Origin of the sequence: Streptomyces sp. B5E4, from assembly GCF_039871555.1 — a bacterium.
Lineage (GTDB): Bacteria > Actinomycetota > Actinomycetes > Streptomycetales > Streptomycetaceae > Streptomyces.
In genome coordinates this window covers 49,403-62,720 of record NZ_JBDPMI010000032.1, presented here as the reverse complement: position 1 = coordinate 62,720, position 13,318 = coordinate 49,403, and the positions used below count along the sequence as shown (strand labels likewise).

Here is a 13,318-nt window from a genome sequence, read left to right as displayed (position 1 = left end):
TCCCGGGTGATCACCTACGACGATCTGACGCCCCCGGAGCGGGAGTTGTGGGCCGCGTTCCCCGAAGGCCGCCCGGTGGACCTGCGCGTCGGCGACGCGGCCCGGGACGACCCCGCCGGCGGTGCGGGCTGGGGCCCGGAGCGTACGGTACGGGCCGCGGTCCTCGCCGCGCTGCTGCTGGGCGCCCACCCGCCGCAGCCCGGCGCCATAGCCGCGCTGCGGCTGGCCGGGGCGCGGATCACCGGAGGGCTGGACCTGACCGGGGCGGAGACCGCCCACCGGCTGCGGCTGGAGCACTGCTTCCTGCACGAGGAGGTCGTCCTCACCTCGGCGACCACCGCGAGCGTGCACCTCGACGACAGCGTGCTGCCGAGCGTCGACGCCCGGCTCGCCCGCATCGAGGGCGTGCTGTCGGTGCGGCGCAGCCGCGTCGCCGGCGTCCTGCTCGCCACCAACGCCCGGATCAGCGGCGAACTCCTCCTGCATGGCGCCCGGTTGACCGGCGAGAACGGCTGGTCGGTCTTCGCCGGCGGGCTGGAGGTCGACGGGGCGGTCTTCTGCACCCACGGCTTCACCGGCGGCGGCGGGATACGGCTCATCGGCGCCCGCCTGTCCGGCGGGCTCTTCCTCGACGGCGCGCGGATCGGCGCGGCGGACGGCCTCGCGCTCGTCCTCGACCACGCCGAGATCACCACCGTCCGGCTCACCGACGGCTTCGCCGCCGCGGGCCGCCTGGAGCTACGCGGCACGCACATAGCCGACCTGCTCACCTTCGACGCCGCGCGGCTCGGCGACTGCACCGGCGTGGACTGCGCCCGGATGCAGGCCGCCGACTTCCGCTTCACGCCCGCCGTCCGGCCCGCCGGGCCGGTCTCGCTCGACGGCACGCAGGTGGCCACGCTCCACGACGACCTGCGCGGCTGGCCCGCGACCGTCCTCCTCGACGGCTTCACGTACGGCTCCATCCAGTCGGCGGACGCGGCCGGGAAGGACTCCGTACCCCGCAGGCTCGACTGGATCCGCCGCGGCGCGGGCTACGCCCCGCAGCCGTACGAGCAGCTCGCGGCCTGGTACCGGCAGATCGGCCACGTCGACGACGCCCGGCGCGTCCTCCTGGCCAAACAGCGCGCCCGCCGCCGAACCCTGCGCCCCGCCGGCCGCGTCTGGAGCCTGCTGCTCGACGGGACCGTCGGCTTCGGCTACCGCCCCTGGCTCGCCGGGCTGTGGCTGGCCGCGCTCACGCTGCTCGGCAGCCTGGTCTTCGCGGCGGGCGACGACCGGCCGGTGCGCGAGGGCGAGGGGCCGGACTTCCACCCCGTCGTCTACGCCCTCGACCTGCTGATCCCCGTCGGCGGCCTCGGCCAGCGCGACTTCTGGTACATGGCGGGCGGGGCGGCGCAGATCCTCTCCTACGTCCTCGTCGCCACCGGCTGGCTGCTGACCACGGCGCTGGTGGCCGGGATGACGCGGACCCTGGAGCGGACGTAGCGGCCCAGCCCGCCGCGCCGGTCCGTGACCGGGTGACACCGCTGCCCCGAACGTACGAGGAGCGCGAGGTGGTGCGCCGCCCGACCTCCGCGGGCGGTAGCGGCGGTCACGGCGGGGGCTGCGGCCATCGCCAGGGAGTCCACCGCTAAGGACCAGGACCGCCGCCGCTGGGCTGGCCCCGGCTCCCTATTCGCGATACATCTCATCTTGACGGGCTCGCGATACTCACGATATGTTCGGCCACGAGTATACGGTGTCGGGTATAAGGGGAGGGGTCGTGCCCGCGAAGCGGCGGAAGTTGAGCAACCCGCTGGCCCTGGCCGTGCTGGCCTTCCTCGCCGAGCGGTCGATGCACCCGTACGAGATCGCCCAACTGCTACGGCAGCGCGGCAAGGAAGAGAGCATCAAGATCAACTTCGGCTCTCTCTACACCGTCGTGCAGAACCTGGAGAAGCACGGCTTCGTCACCGCCGCCGGTGTGCAGAAGCAGGGGAACCGGCCGGAACGCACCGTCTACGCCCTCACCGACGCCGGCCGCACGGAGATGCACGACTGGCTCACCGAGATCGTCGCCGCCCCCCGCCGGGAGTACACGCACTTCGAGGCCGCCCTCTCCCTGATCGGCGTGCTGCCCCCGGACGAGGCGGTCGAGGCGCTGCAGACCCGGCTCGCGCGGCAGGAGATCCTGGCGGCGGGGCTGCGCGGTGCGCTGGTGAAGCTGTACGAGACGCTGCCGCGCGTCTTCGTCATCGAGACCGAGTACCAGGCGCACATGCTGGAGGCCGAGGCCGCGTGGCTGCGCGGCCTGCTGGCGGAGCTGGCGGACGGCTCTCTCAGCGGCGTCGCGGAGTGGCGCGCCTGGCACGAGACCGGCGAGATGCCGGCCGAATGGCAGGACCCGGAGGAGGAGTTGCCCGGCGGCGCGGGTGGGAAGCCCGGCGCCGCGCAGGAGACGTACGACGCGAGGAAGGGCCCCTAGCGGCCCGGAGAAGTGCGTCCCGGCGGGCTGCGCCAACAGCCCGCCGGGACGGACCCCGAACATCCGGACCTGCGCGAGAGCAGGCGCCAGGCGTCGAGGTGCGGCACACCCCAGGATAGCCAGGCTCCGCTTTCGCCGATCGTCCGGCAGCACCCACGCACACCGTGCGAGAGCGGAGTTCGCCATGCCCACAAGAGGGACGCTCGCCGTCGAGGCGCGCGAGCTGACCAAGAGCTATCCCCACGGCGTCACGGCCCTGGACGGCATGTCCCTGGCCGTCGCGGCCGGTACGGTCTTCGGGCTGCTCGGCCCGAACGGCGCCGGCAAGTCCACCACCGTCAAGATCCTCACCACCCTGGCCAGGCCCGACGGCGGCACCGCCGCCGTCGCGGGACACGACGTGCTGCGCCGCCCTGGCCGGGTCCGGCGCGCGATCGGTGTCGTGGCGCAGAAGTCGGGCGCCGACCCGATGGCCACCGGACGCGAGAACCTGCTGCTGCAGGGCCGGTTGTACGGGCTGCGCGGCGCCCCGCTCGGCCGCCGCGCCGACGAACTGCTGGCGCGCTTCGACCTGGCCGATGCCGCCGGCCGCCTCGTGCGCGGCTACTCCGGCGGCATGCAGCGGCGCCTCGACGTGGCGCTGGGCCTGGTGCACCGGCCCGAGGTGCTGTTCCTGGACGAGCCGACGACGGGCCTGGACCCCGAGGCCCGTACCGCCCTGTGGGAGGAGATCGCCCGGCTCGCCGGCGGCGAGGGGCTGACCATCGTGCTGACCACGCACTACCTGGAGGAGGCTGACAAGCTCGCCGAGCGCGTCGCCATCGTCGACCGCGGGCGGGTGGTCGCCGAGGGCACACCGGACGGGCTGAAGGGCGAACTGCGCGGCGATGCCGTGCACGTCGAACTCGCCCGCGCGCCGGGGGAGGTGGAGGCGGGCCTGCTGCGGGCGGCGCTCACCGAGTTCGCGCGCGTACGCGAGGTGGTGCTCGACGGGCGCCGGCTGAGCGCCCGGGCGGCGGACGGCGCCGCCGCCGTGCCACTGGTGCTGAGTGCGCTGGAGCGCCAGGGCGCGGAGGCGGCCGCGGTCACCGTCGCCCGGCCTTCGCTGGACGACGTGTACCTGCGGTACGCGGGACGCCGGTTCGCCGACGCGGACAGCGCGGGCGCGCCCGGCGCCGCGCCGGCCCCGGCCGCCGCGACCGCCGCGGGAGGTGCGCGATGAGCACCCTGGCCGCCCACACCTGGTACATGACGCAGCGTCAACTGACCGCGTTCCTGCGGCAGCCGGCGTATCTGCTGATCACCCTCGTCCAGCCGGTCATCTGGCTCTTCCTCTTCGGCAACCTGTTCCGCGAGATCACCGAACTGCCGGGCTTCGGCACCGGCTCGTACCTGGACTACCTGATCCCCGGCGTGGTGGTGATGACCGCGCTCGGCTCCAGCATGTGGGCCGGCATGGGCACGCTGGAGGAGATCGAGCGCGGCACCCTCAACCGGTTCCTGACCACCCCGGTCAGCCGCGGGGCGCTGATGAACGCCAACGTCGTCAACAACGGCCTCAGCGTGCTCGTGCAGTCGGTCGTGATCGTCCTGCTCGGGCTGATCGCCGGCGCCGACTACGCGGGCGGGATCGCCGGGCTGCTCGTGCTGGTGGCCGCCGCGATCCTGCTGGGCACGGTGTTCGGGGCGATGTCCAACGCGATCGGCATGGTGGTGCGGCAGCGTGAGTCGATCATCGGCATCAACACGTTCCTGCTGCTGCCGCTGACCTTCCTGTCCTCGGCGTTCATGGCGCCGGCGCTGATGCCCTCGTGGATGCGGCACATCGCCGACGCCAACCCTGTCGACTGGGCGGTGGTGGCCGGCCGGGGCGCGCTGTCGGCGGACCCCGACTGGGGCGAGGTGCTGGTGCGGTGCGGCGCGCTGCTGGCGGTGGCGGTGGCGGCGGTGTGGCTGTCGACCCGTACGTTCCGCACGTACCAGCGATCGGTCTGAGGCGTCCGCCCGCGGGCCTCAGGGTGCGGAGCCGGCGGCCGGCTCCGCACCCTCCTGTTCGCGCTCGACGGCCTCGTTCCACTGCTTCTTCGAGGACTGCCAGCCGTCCTCGTCGTGACCGAGCCGCCAGTAACCGGAGATCGACAACTGCTCGCGCCGCAACCCCCGTTCCAGCCGCAGATGCCGGCGCAGTTCCTTGACCATCCCCGCCTCGCCGTGCACGAAGGCCTGCGCCGGGCCCGGCGGGAACTCCAGCGCCTTCACCGCCTCGACCAGGGCCCGGCCCACCGGCCGGCCGTCGCGGTACAGCCAGGTGACGGCCCCCTCGGGGGCCGCCAGCGGCTGCCGTTCTGCCGCGTCCGCGACCTCGATCAGCACGTGCGCGACGGCACCGTCGGGCACGCGCTCCAGCGAGGCGGCGATGGCCGGCAGCGCGCTCTCGTCGCCCGCCAGCAGATGCCAGGCGGCGGCCGGGCCGGGCGCGTACGCGCCGCCGGGGCCGAGGAAGCGCACCACCTCGCCCGGCCGCGCGCGCAGCGCCCAGGGGCCGGCCACGCCGGCCGCGCCGTGCACGACGAAGTCCAGCGTCAGCTCGCGGGCCTTGGCGTCCCAGGTGCGCACGGTGTACGTGCGCATCAGGGGCCAGTGATCGCGCGGCAGGTCGCGGCGGATGGCGTCCAGGTCGTACGGCTCGGGGTACGCCGCGCCCGGCGCGGGGAAGAGGAGCTTGACGTAGTGGTCGGTCCACTCGCCCGCCGTGAAGCCGGGCAACTCCTCGCCGCCCAGGACCACGCGCACCATGTGCGGGGTGAGTTGCTCGGTGCGCACCACGCGGGCGGTGTGGACCTGGCGCTTCCGGCCGGCGGGGCGGTCTGCCACGTGAACCTCCGGGACGAGAGGAAGTTAGGGTTACCTAACCTAACACCCCGGCCGTCGGTCCGTGGCCGGAAACCCCGGCGCCCGGCCCGCCCTGCGGCGCCGGCGTCAGCCGCGCAGCGTCGTCAGCAGCCGCTCCAGCGAGCCCCCGAGCCCCCACTGCTTCGCCAGCGCCGCCAGCCGCTCCGGGTCCCGCGGCGTCCGCGGCAGCTCCGGGTCGTACGCCGGCAGCGGCACGTCGGCCGCGACCCGCACCACCTTCGGCGCCACTTCGACGTACGGCCGCGCCTCGGTCAGCCGGCGCCGCTGCGCCGGGGTGAGCCGCGAGGCGGGGTCGTCGACGGCGGCCATGATGCCGGCGAGGTCGCCGTACGCGTCGAGGAGCTTGGCCGCGGTCTTCTCGCCGATGCCGGGCACGCCCGGCAGGCCGTCGCTGGGATCGCCGCGCAGCAGGGCGAGGTCGGCGTAGCCGGAGCCGTCGACTCCGTACTTCTCGCGCAGCGCCGCGCCGTCCATGACGGTGGCGTTGCCGACGCCCTTGACGGGGTATACCACCCGTACCCCCCGGGCGTCGTCGATGAGTTGGAAGAGATCGCGGTCGCCGGTGACGACGTCCACGGGCCCGGCCGCCTGTGCGGTCAGGGTGCCGATCACGTCGTCCGCCTCGTACGGGGCCACCCCCACCCGCGCGATGCCGAGTGCGTCCAGCACCTCCTCGATGACCGGCACCTGCGGCGTCAGGGTGTCCGGAACCACCTCCTCGTCCGCCTCCTCGCCGGGGTGCTCCTCGGCGACGCGGTGCGCCTTGTACGAGGGGATGAGATCCACTCGCCACTGCGGCCGCCAGTCGGCGTCCATGCAGGCCACGAGGTCGTCGGGGCGGTGGTCCGCGACGAGCCGGGAGATGAAGTCGAGCAGCCCCCGCACGGCGTTCACGGGGGTCCCGTCGGGGGCCGTGACCGATTCCGGTACGCCGAAGTACGCGCGGAAGTAGAGGCTGGCCGAGTCGAGCAGCATCAGGCGTCGGGTCATGCCCTGATGATGCCGTATGCACCGCGACCAAACGCGATCGGGATGTGAACTGGGTCACGCAATGGTTTGGACATCGGGATCCTGGGCAGCGGCGGAAGTGGAGTGAACCGATGGTCTATACACGAACAATTCGGAAGCATCCGGGCAGAACCCGCATCACTCCACGACCTGCCGACGGGGGAGGCAGGTCGATTTTTCCGTTCGAAGCGTGAGGTGTATGTGAGCAGGCTCCAGGCGGAGCACCTGTACAAGGTGTTCGGCAAACGGCCAGAAGACGCGGTCGCCAGGCTGGAAGCTGGCGAGGACCGTGAAAAACTTCGCAAGAAGGGTACGACAGCGGCGGTGGTGGACGCCTCCTTCACCGTGGAGTCGGGCGAGATATTCGTGGTCATGGGCCTCTCCGGGTCCGGCAAGTCCACGTTGCTGCGCATGCTCAACGGGCTGCTCGACGCCACGTCCGGCCGGGTGCTCTTCGACGGCCAGGACCTGACGTCGCTGACCGACCGCGAGCTGCGCGCGGTGCGCTCCACGAAGATCAGCATGGTCTTCCAGCACTTCGCGCTCTTCCCGCACCGCAGCGTTCTGGAGAACGCCGCCTACGGTCTCGAGGTGCAGGGCATACCCCGGGAGGAGCGCGAGCAGCGCGCCACCGAGGCCCTGGAGCTGACCGGTCTGAAGGGCTGGGAGCACCACTGGCCCGACGAGCTGTCCGGCGGCATGAAGCAGCGCGTGGGCCTGGCCCGCGCCCTGGCCACCGACGCCGACCTGCTGCTCATGGACGAGTCCTTCAGCGCGCTGGACCCGCTGATCCGGCGGGACATGCAGGACCAGCTCATCGAGCTGCAGTCCAAGCTGAAGAAGACCATCGTCTTCATCACCCACGACCTCAACGAGGCCATGCGCCTGGGCGACCGGATCGCCGTCATGCGCGACGGCCGCATCGTCCAGATAGGCAGCCCCGAGGACATCCTCGTCCGGCCCGCCGACGACTACGTACGCCGCTTCGTCGAGGACGTCGACCGCACCCGGGTGCTCACCGCCGGCTCCATCATGGAGGAGCCGCAGGACGGCCTCTCCCCGAAGGAGCTGCGCGCCGCCGCACCCGTCAGCGTCACCGAGGACACCCCCGTCGCCGAGCTGTTCGGCCCGTTCGCGACCGGCGACGACGCCGTGGGCGTCACCGACGCCGACGGCGACCTCGTCGGCCTCGTGGAGCGCGGCCGGCTGCTGTCCATCCTCGGCGACCAGCCCGCGGGCGACGACGAGGGCGAGAAGGTGATCGCCGGTGCCTGAGATCGACTTCGGGTCCCGGGTCGAGTCGGTCGTCGACTGGCTCAAGGACCACCTCGGCTGGCTCTTCGACTTCATCGACACGGTCCTCACCGGCATGTACGACGGCGTCAACGCCGTCCTCGACGCGCCGGAACCGCTCGTCATGGCCGGCATCTTCGCCGTGATCGCCTTCTGGCTGCGCGGCCCGCTGCCCGCGGTGCTCGCGTTCGCGGGATTCGCCGTCATCGATTCGGTGCAACTGTGGCCCGAGGCCATGGAAACCCTGTCGATGGTGCTGGTCGCCACCGCGATCACCGTGGTGATCGCCGTGCCGCTGGGCATCTGGGCGGCCCGTAACAAGGTCGTCAGCACCGCCGTCAGGCCGATGCTCGACTTCATGCAGACGATGCCCGCGTTCGTCTACCTGATCCCGGGCGTCATCTTCTTCTCCATCGGCATCACCCCGGGCATCATCGCGACCATCGTGTTCGCCATGCCGCCCGGCGTGCGCATGACCGAGCTGGGCATCCGGCAGGTCGACGCGGAACTGGTCGAGGCCGCCGAGGCGTTCGGCACCAAGCCCGCCGACACGCTGCGCCGCGTGCAGCTTCCGCTGGCGCTGCCGACGATCATGGCCGGCGTCAACCAGGTCATCATGCTCGCGCTGTCCATGGTCGTCATCGCCGGCATGGTCGGCGGCGGCGGCCTCGGCGAGGTCGTCTACAACGCCGTCACCCGCGTCGCCATCGGCACCGGCTTCGAGAGCGGCCTCGTCGTCGTCATCCTCGCCATGTACCTGGACCGGATGACCAGCGCGCTCAACCAGCGCGTCTCGCCGCTCGGCCGGCGCGCCCTCGCCAAGACCGCGGCCGCGGTCGACCGGTGGAAGTTCCTGCACTACAAGCCCACCACCGCGATCGCCACCGTCGGCATCGTCGTGCTGGCGCTGCTCGCCGGCGGCCTGAACCTGGCCGAATCCGACGACGACGAGGGCACCCCGCAGGCCGCCGCCGCGTCCACGGACGTCGGCGAGGGCCGGCAGATCGACATCGGTTACATCCCCTGGGACGAGGGCATCGCCTCCACCTTCCTGTGGAAGGAGGTGCTGGAGCAGCGCGGCTTCGAGGCCGAGGCCAAGCAGCTCGACCCGGGCCCGCTCTTCACCGCCGTCTCCGAGGGCCAGGTCGACTTCCAGACCGACGCCTGGCTGCCCGTGACCCACGAGCAGTACTGGGAGCAGTTCGGCGACAAGATGGAGGACATGGGCTCCTGGTACGGGCCGACGAGCCTGGAGCTGTCCGTTCCGTCGTACATGAAGGACATCAAGTCCCTGGAGGATCTGAAGGATCACAAGGGCGAGTTCGACGGGAAGATCATCGGCATCGAGGCCAGCGCCGGGATGATGGGGATCCTCAAGGACAAGGTCGTGGGCGAGTACGGCCTGGAGGACTGGGAGGTCGTCTCCTCGTCCACCTCCTCGATGCTCGCGGAGCTGGAGCGTGCCTACCAGGCCGAGGAGCCGGTGGTCGTCACGCTGTGGTCGCCGCACTGGGCGTACAGCAAGTACGACATGACCAAGCTGGCGGACCCGAAGAAGGCGTGGGGCTCCGGTGACGACGTGCACACCACCGCGCGCAAGGGCTTCGCGAAGGACGAGCCCGTCGTCGCCGAGTGGCTGCGCGACTTCACCATGAAGGAGAAGGAGCTCACCAGCCTGGAGGAGACGATCGTCGACGCCGGGGAGGGCAACGAGCAGCAGGCCGTCCGCGACTGGCTGGAGCAGAACGAGGGCTACGTCGACAAGATGGCCCCGCTGCCCGACGCCGGCAGCGGCGGCGGCACCCAGGGCAAGGACGCGGGCAAGACCGTGAACCTCGGCTACTTCCCGTGGGACGAGGCCATCGCGTCCACGTACCTGTGGCAGAACGTGCTGGAGGACCGCGGCTACAAGACCAACGTCAAGCAGCTCGACCCCGGCCCGCTCTACACCGCGCTCGCCGAGGGCCAGATGGACGTGCAGTTCGACGCCTGGCTACCGGTGACGCACGAGCAGTACTGGGAGAGATTCGGTGACGACCTCACCGACGTCGGCTCCTGGTACGGGCCGACGACCCTGGAGCTGTCCGTTCCGTCGTACATGAAGGACATCAAGTCCCTGGAGGATCTGAAGGATCACAAGGGCGAGTTCGACGGGAAGATCATCGGCATCGAGGCCAGCGCCGGGATGATGGGGATCCTCCAGGACAAGGTCGTGGGCGAGTACGGGCTGGAGGACTGGGAGGTCGTCTCCTCGTCCACCTCCTCGATGCTGGCCGAGCTGGAGCGGGCGTACGACAAGAAGGAGCCCATCGTCGTCACGCTCTGGTCGCCGCACTGGGCCTACGGCAAGTGGGACCTCACCAAGCTGGAGGACCCGAAGAAGGCCTGGGGCGAGGGCGACGACATCCACACCGTGGCCAAGAAGGACTTCGCCGAGGACTTCCCCGAGTTCCACGGGTGGCTGAAGGACTTCACGCTCTCGGAGGAGGAGCTGTCCTCGCTGGAGGTCGAGATCCAGAACGGCGGCGACGGCAAGGAGAAGGAGTCCGCCCGCAAGTGGCTGGACGACAACCCGGAGGTCATCGACAGGATCGCACCGCTGTCCTGACCGGCGGTCGTACGACGGGCGCCTCGCCGTCCCCCTGCGCGGGGGCGGCGGGGCGCCCGCCCTTTTCTCCGGCTACGCCGCGCGCAGCGCCGCGCCCAGCACCTCGGGCGCGGCGGCCAACGACGGCCCGTACCACGTCAGATGCCGCCCGCTCACCGGCGCCGCCGCCATCGCCGGGAACGCCTCCGGGCCGTCGTCCGCCGCGAACGCGTACGGCTCGTCCGGCAGCACCACCAGCTCCGCGCCGCTCTCGTGCAGCTCCGCGAGCGGCACCCGCGGATACCGCTCCGGATGCCCCGCGTAGACGTTCGCCACCCCGAGCCGCGCCAGCAGGTCCCCGGCGAACGTCTCCCGGCCCAGCACCATCCACGGCCGCCGCCACACCGGCACCACCGCCCGCCGCGCCCGGCCGGCCGGCCGTACGTCCCGCCACGCCGCCTCGGCGGCGGCCAGCCACTCCGGCCTCGCCGCGGCCCCGCACGCCGTCAGCACCCGCGCCAGCTCCGCGAACGCCTGCTCCAGCGTGCGGACTTCGGTGACCAGCACCTGGAGACCGGCCGCCCGCAGCGCGGCGAGGTCCGGCGCGCGGTTCTCCTCCTCGTTCGCGACGACCAGGTCGGGCGCCAGCGCCACGATCCGCTCGACGTCCGGGTTCTTCGTCCCCCGCACCCGTACGACGTCGAGCCCGGCCGGGTGGCCGCACCAGTCGGTGGCGCCGACGAGGACGCCGGGCGCCGAGACCGCGACCGCCTCGGTCAGCGAGGGAACCAGGGACACCACACGCCTGCCTGCCATGTCCTCAGGCTACGGCGACGGGCCGCCGGCGGGCCGGGGCCGCGAGGAGGTCGCCGCGGGCCACCGCCGCCGCCGTCCGCACCGCGGCCGTCAGCCAGGCCGCCACCAGCAGCCCGTACAGCAGCACCGCCAGCCCGCGGAACGCCACGAGCCCCGTGTGCTCCGCCAGGCTTGCCGCGCCCGTCACGCACGTGCCCACCGGGAACGTGAACGCCCACCAGGTCAGCGCGAACGGCATGCCGCGCCGCGCGGCCCGTACGACCAGCGCCCCCGCCACCGCGAGCCACAGCAGCGCGAAACCCAGCACCGGCACCCCGTACAGCGTCGCGAACGCCTCCGGCACCGCCGCCGAGCCGTCCGCCAGCGCTCCCGCGGCGGTCGTCGACTGCCCCAGCGGCCCCAGCACGAGGAACAGCGCGGGGGTCAGCGCGAGCGGCAGCGGCCCCCGCTCCACCAGCCGGGCGAAGACCAGCGGCAGCATCAGCAGCGTCGCCAGCAGGCTCATCCCGAACATCGCGAAGCAGCCCAGCGTCAGCGACTCCCGCCACTGCCCCGCGGGCAGCCGCGGGGCCAGCGCCGGGCCGGTCGCGGCCGACACCATCGGGGCCACCACCGGCAGCAGCCACACGGGCGAGGCGTCGCCGGGCCGCACCCGGTGGCGTACGACCATCAGATACGGCACGGCCACGGCCGCCACCAGCCCCACCGCGGTACCCGCCAGCCACAGCCCGGCGTGCACGGCGAACGCCGCGTCGCCGCCCGTCACCCGCGCCCCCACGGCGGTCGTCGCGGCGCCGACCGCGAGCAGGGCCATCGACAGGCAGCCGTAGAACGGCGCGACCGCCGGATCGGCGAGGTGTTCGCGGGCGCGGTCGGCGTGCCGGGCCCAGTGCGCGGCGCGGGCGGCGAGGAGCGCGGCGAGAAGGACGGCGGCCAGTGCCCAGACCGGGACCAGCGCGGCGGCCGGCAGGCCGACGGCCGAGCCGGCGGTGGCGACGATGGCGGTGCCCATGACGCCGGCGTACCAGTGGGGGCCGAGGTCGCGGGTGGAGAGCTTGTGCCGTGCGCGGGTGGTGGGGTGGGGGCGTACGAGGGTGGTGGCGGCCATGGCGTCAGCCTCGTCGGGACCGCGGGCGGCCGGTAGGACCCGATCTTCTATCGGCTCATAAGCTGGGCTGATGAGTGAGTACGAGGCCGTGGGCGCCCCGGAGCCGTCGCTGGCCCGCCGGGTGCCGGACCTGGCGGCGCTGGAACTGCTGCTCGCCGTCGCGCGGCTGGGCAGCCTCGGGCGGGCGGCGAGGGCACTCGGCGTGAGCCAGCCCGCGGCCAGCGCGCGCATCCGGTCCATGGAGCGGCAGCTCGGCGTCGCGCTCGTGCACCGCTCACCGGCCGGGTCGCGGCTCACGGAGGCGGGGGGCGTGGTGACGGAGTGGGCCCGGCGGGTGGTGGAGGCGGCGGAGGCGTTCGACGCGGGCGCGGCGGCGCTGCGCGGGCGGCGGGACTCGCGGCTGCGGGTGGCGGCGAGCCTCACGGTCGCGGAGTACCTGCTGCCGGGATGGCTGGTCGCGCTGCGCGCGGCGCGGCCGGAGACGGCGGTGTCGCTGCAGGCCGGGAACTCGGTGGCGGTGGCGTCGCAGGTCCGGTCGGGGGCGGCGGACCTGGGGTTCGTGGAGGGCTCGGGGGTGCCGTCGGGGCTGGACGGGGCGGTGATCGGCCACGACCGGCTGCTGGTGGTGGTGGCGCCGTCGCATCCGTGGGCGCGGCGCAGGCGGGGGTTGGGGCCGGCGGAGCTGGCGGGGGCGGCGCTGGTCCTGCGGGAACAGGGCTCGGGCACGCGGCAGGTGCTGGACGAGGCGCTGGCCCCGTACGGCGGACTGGGGGAGCCGCTGCTGGAGCTGGCGTCGACGACGGCGGTGAAGTCGGCGGCGGTCACGGGGGCGGGGCCCGCGGTGCTGTCGGAGCTGGCGGTGGCGGAGGAGGTGGCGACGCGACGTCTGGTGGCGGTGGAGGTGACGGGCCTGACCCTGACCCGGGCCCTCCGCGCGGTATGGCCCAGCGGCCAGAGCCCCACGGGCCCGGCCCGGGACCTGCTGTCCCTGACGAGAGCGGGCAAGGGCCCGTAGCCGGCGCGGGTGGGGGTGCGCCACCCTGTCGGGCCTCTGAAGGCCCGGCACCCGCCTCCCACGCCCGCGGGGCTCCGCACCCCCTGCGGGAGCCGCGGCGCTGGGCTACCC

The 13,318-nt window shown here is 73.1% G+C and carries 11 protein-coding genes; 7 read left to right on the top strand and 4 right to left on the bottom strand.

Annotation, left to right across the window (positions count from 1 at the left end):
* The first annotated feature begins 6 nt into the window (after positions 1–6).
* From ABGA99_RS30265 to ABGA99_RS30250, 4 genes are all read left to right on the top strand, one after another.
* A complete protein-coding gene (locus ABGA99_RS30265; RefSeq protein ID WP_347580856.1) occupies positions 7–1,488 on the top strand; it encodes an oxidoreductase in 1,482 nt (493 codons plus the stop codon).
* Between the two features lie 277 nt (positions 1,489–1,765).
* Entirely contained in the window at positions 1,766–2,467 is a 702-nt protein-coding gene (locus ABGA99_RS30260; protein ID WP_347580855.1) for a PadR family transcriptional regulator, read from the top strand.
* Between the two features lie 184 nt (positions 2,468–2,651).
* Positions 2,652–3,689 (top strand): ATP-binding cassette domain-containing protein, encoded by a 1,038-nt coding sequence (locus tag ABGA99_RS30255; RefSeq protein ID WP_347580854.1) that lies wholly within the window; start codon positions 2,652–2,654, stop codon positions 3,687–3,689.
* Positions 3,686–4,462, top strand: coding sequence for an ABC transporter permease (locus tag ABGA99_RS30250; protein ID WP_347580853.1), 777 nt, complete (start codon positions 3,686–3,688; stop codon positions 4,460–4,462). The genes ABGA99_RS30255 and ABGA99_RS30250 overlap by 4 nt, the downstream gene beginning before the upstream one ends.
* A gap of 18 nt (positions 4,463–4,480) precedes the next feature.
* Here the strand turns inward: ABGA99_RS30250 and ABGA99_RS30245 are convergent, their stop codons facing one another.
* Together ABGA99_RS30245 and ABGA99_RS30240 are read right to left on the bottom strand one after the other, a co-directional pair.
* Positions 4,481–5,341, bottom strand: a complete 861-nt coding sequence (locus ABGA99_RS30245) for a siderophore-interacting protein (RefSeq protein WP_347580852.1) — start codon at positions 5,339–5,341, stop codon at positions 4,481–4,483.
* A 105-nt stretch (positions 5,342–5,446) separates the two neighbouring features.
* Complete coding sequence (locus ABGA99_RS30240; protein ID WP_347580882.1) at positions 5,447–6,355, bottom strand: 5'-3' exonuclease; 909 nt, start codon at positions 6,353–6,355, stop codon at positions 5,447–5,449.
* A 234-nt stretch (positions 6,356–6,589) separates the two neighbouring features.
* On the opposite strand from ABGA99_RS30240, the gene ABGA99_RS30235 reads away from it, so the two are divergent.
* Positions 6,590–7,663: a betaine/proline/choline family ABC transporter ATP-binding protein gene (locus ABGA99_RS30235; RefSeq protein WP_347580851.1), complete on the top strand. Its 1,074-nt coding sequence runs from the start codon at positions 6,590–6,592 to the stop codon at positions 7,661–7,663.
* On the top strand, positions 7,656–10,289 hold the full coding sequence (locus tag ABGA99_RS30230) for an ABC transporter permease/substrate binding protein (RefSeq protein ID WP_347583867.1): 2,634 nt from the start codon (positions 7,656–7,658) through the stop codon (positions 10,287–10,289). Before ABGA99_RS30235 ends, ABGA99_RS30230 begins: the two co-directional genes overlap by 8 nt.
* A gap of 72 nt (positions 10,290–10,361) precedes the next feature.
* On the opposite strand, the gene ABGA99_RS30225 is transcribed toward ABGA99_RS30230, so the two are convergent.
* On the bottom strand, positions 10,362–11,084 hold the full coding sequence (locus ABGA99_RS30225; RefSeq protein WP_347580849.1) for a helical backbone metal receptor: 723 nt from the start codon (positions 11,082–11,084) through the stop codon (positions 10,362–10,364).
* 4 nt (positions 11,085–11,088) lie between these two features.
* Positions 11,089–12,192, bottom strand: coding sequence for a TDT family transporter (locus ABGA99_RS30220; RefSeq protein ID WP_347580848.1), 1,104 nt, complete (start codon positions 12,190–12,192; stop codon positions 11,089–11,091).
* A 70-nt stretch (positions 12,193–12,262) separates the two neighbouring features.
* Here ABGA99_RS30220 and ABGA99_RS30215 point away from each other — a divergent pair, with 70 nt between their 5' ends.
* Positions 12,263–13,207, top strand: coding sequence for a LysR family transcriptional regulator (locus ABGA99_RS30215; RefSeq protein ID WP_347583866.1), 945 nt, complete (start codon positions 12,263–12,265; stop codon positions 13,205–13,207).
* Positions 13,208–13,318 lie beyond the last annotated feature (111 nt).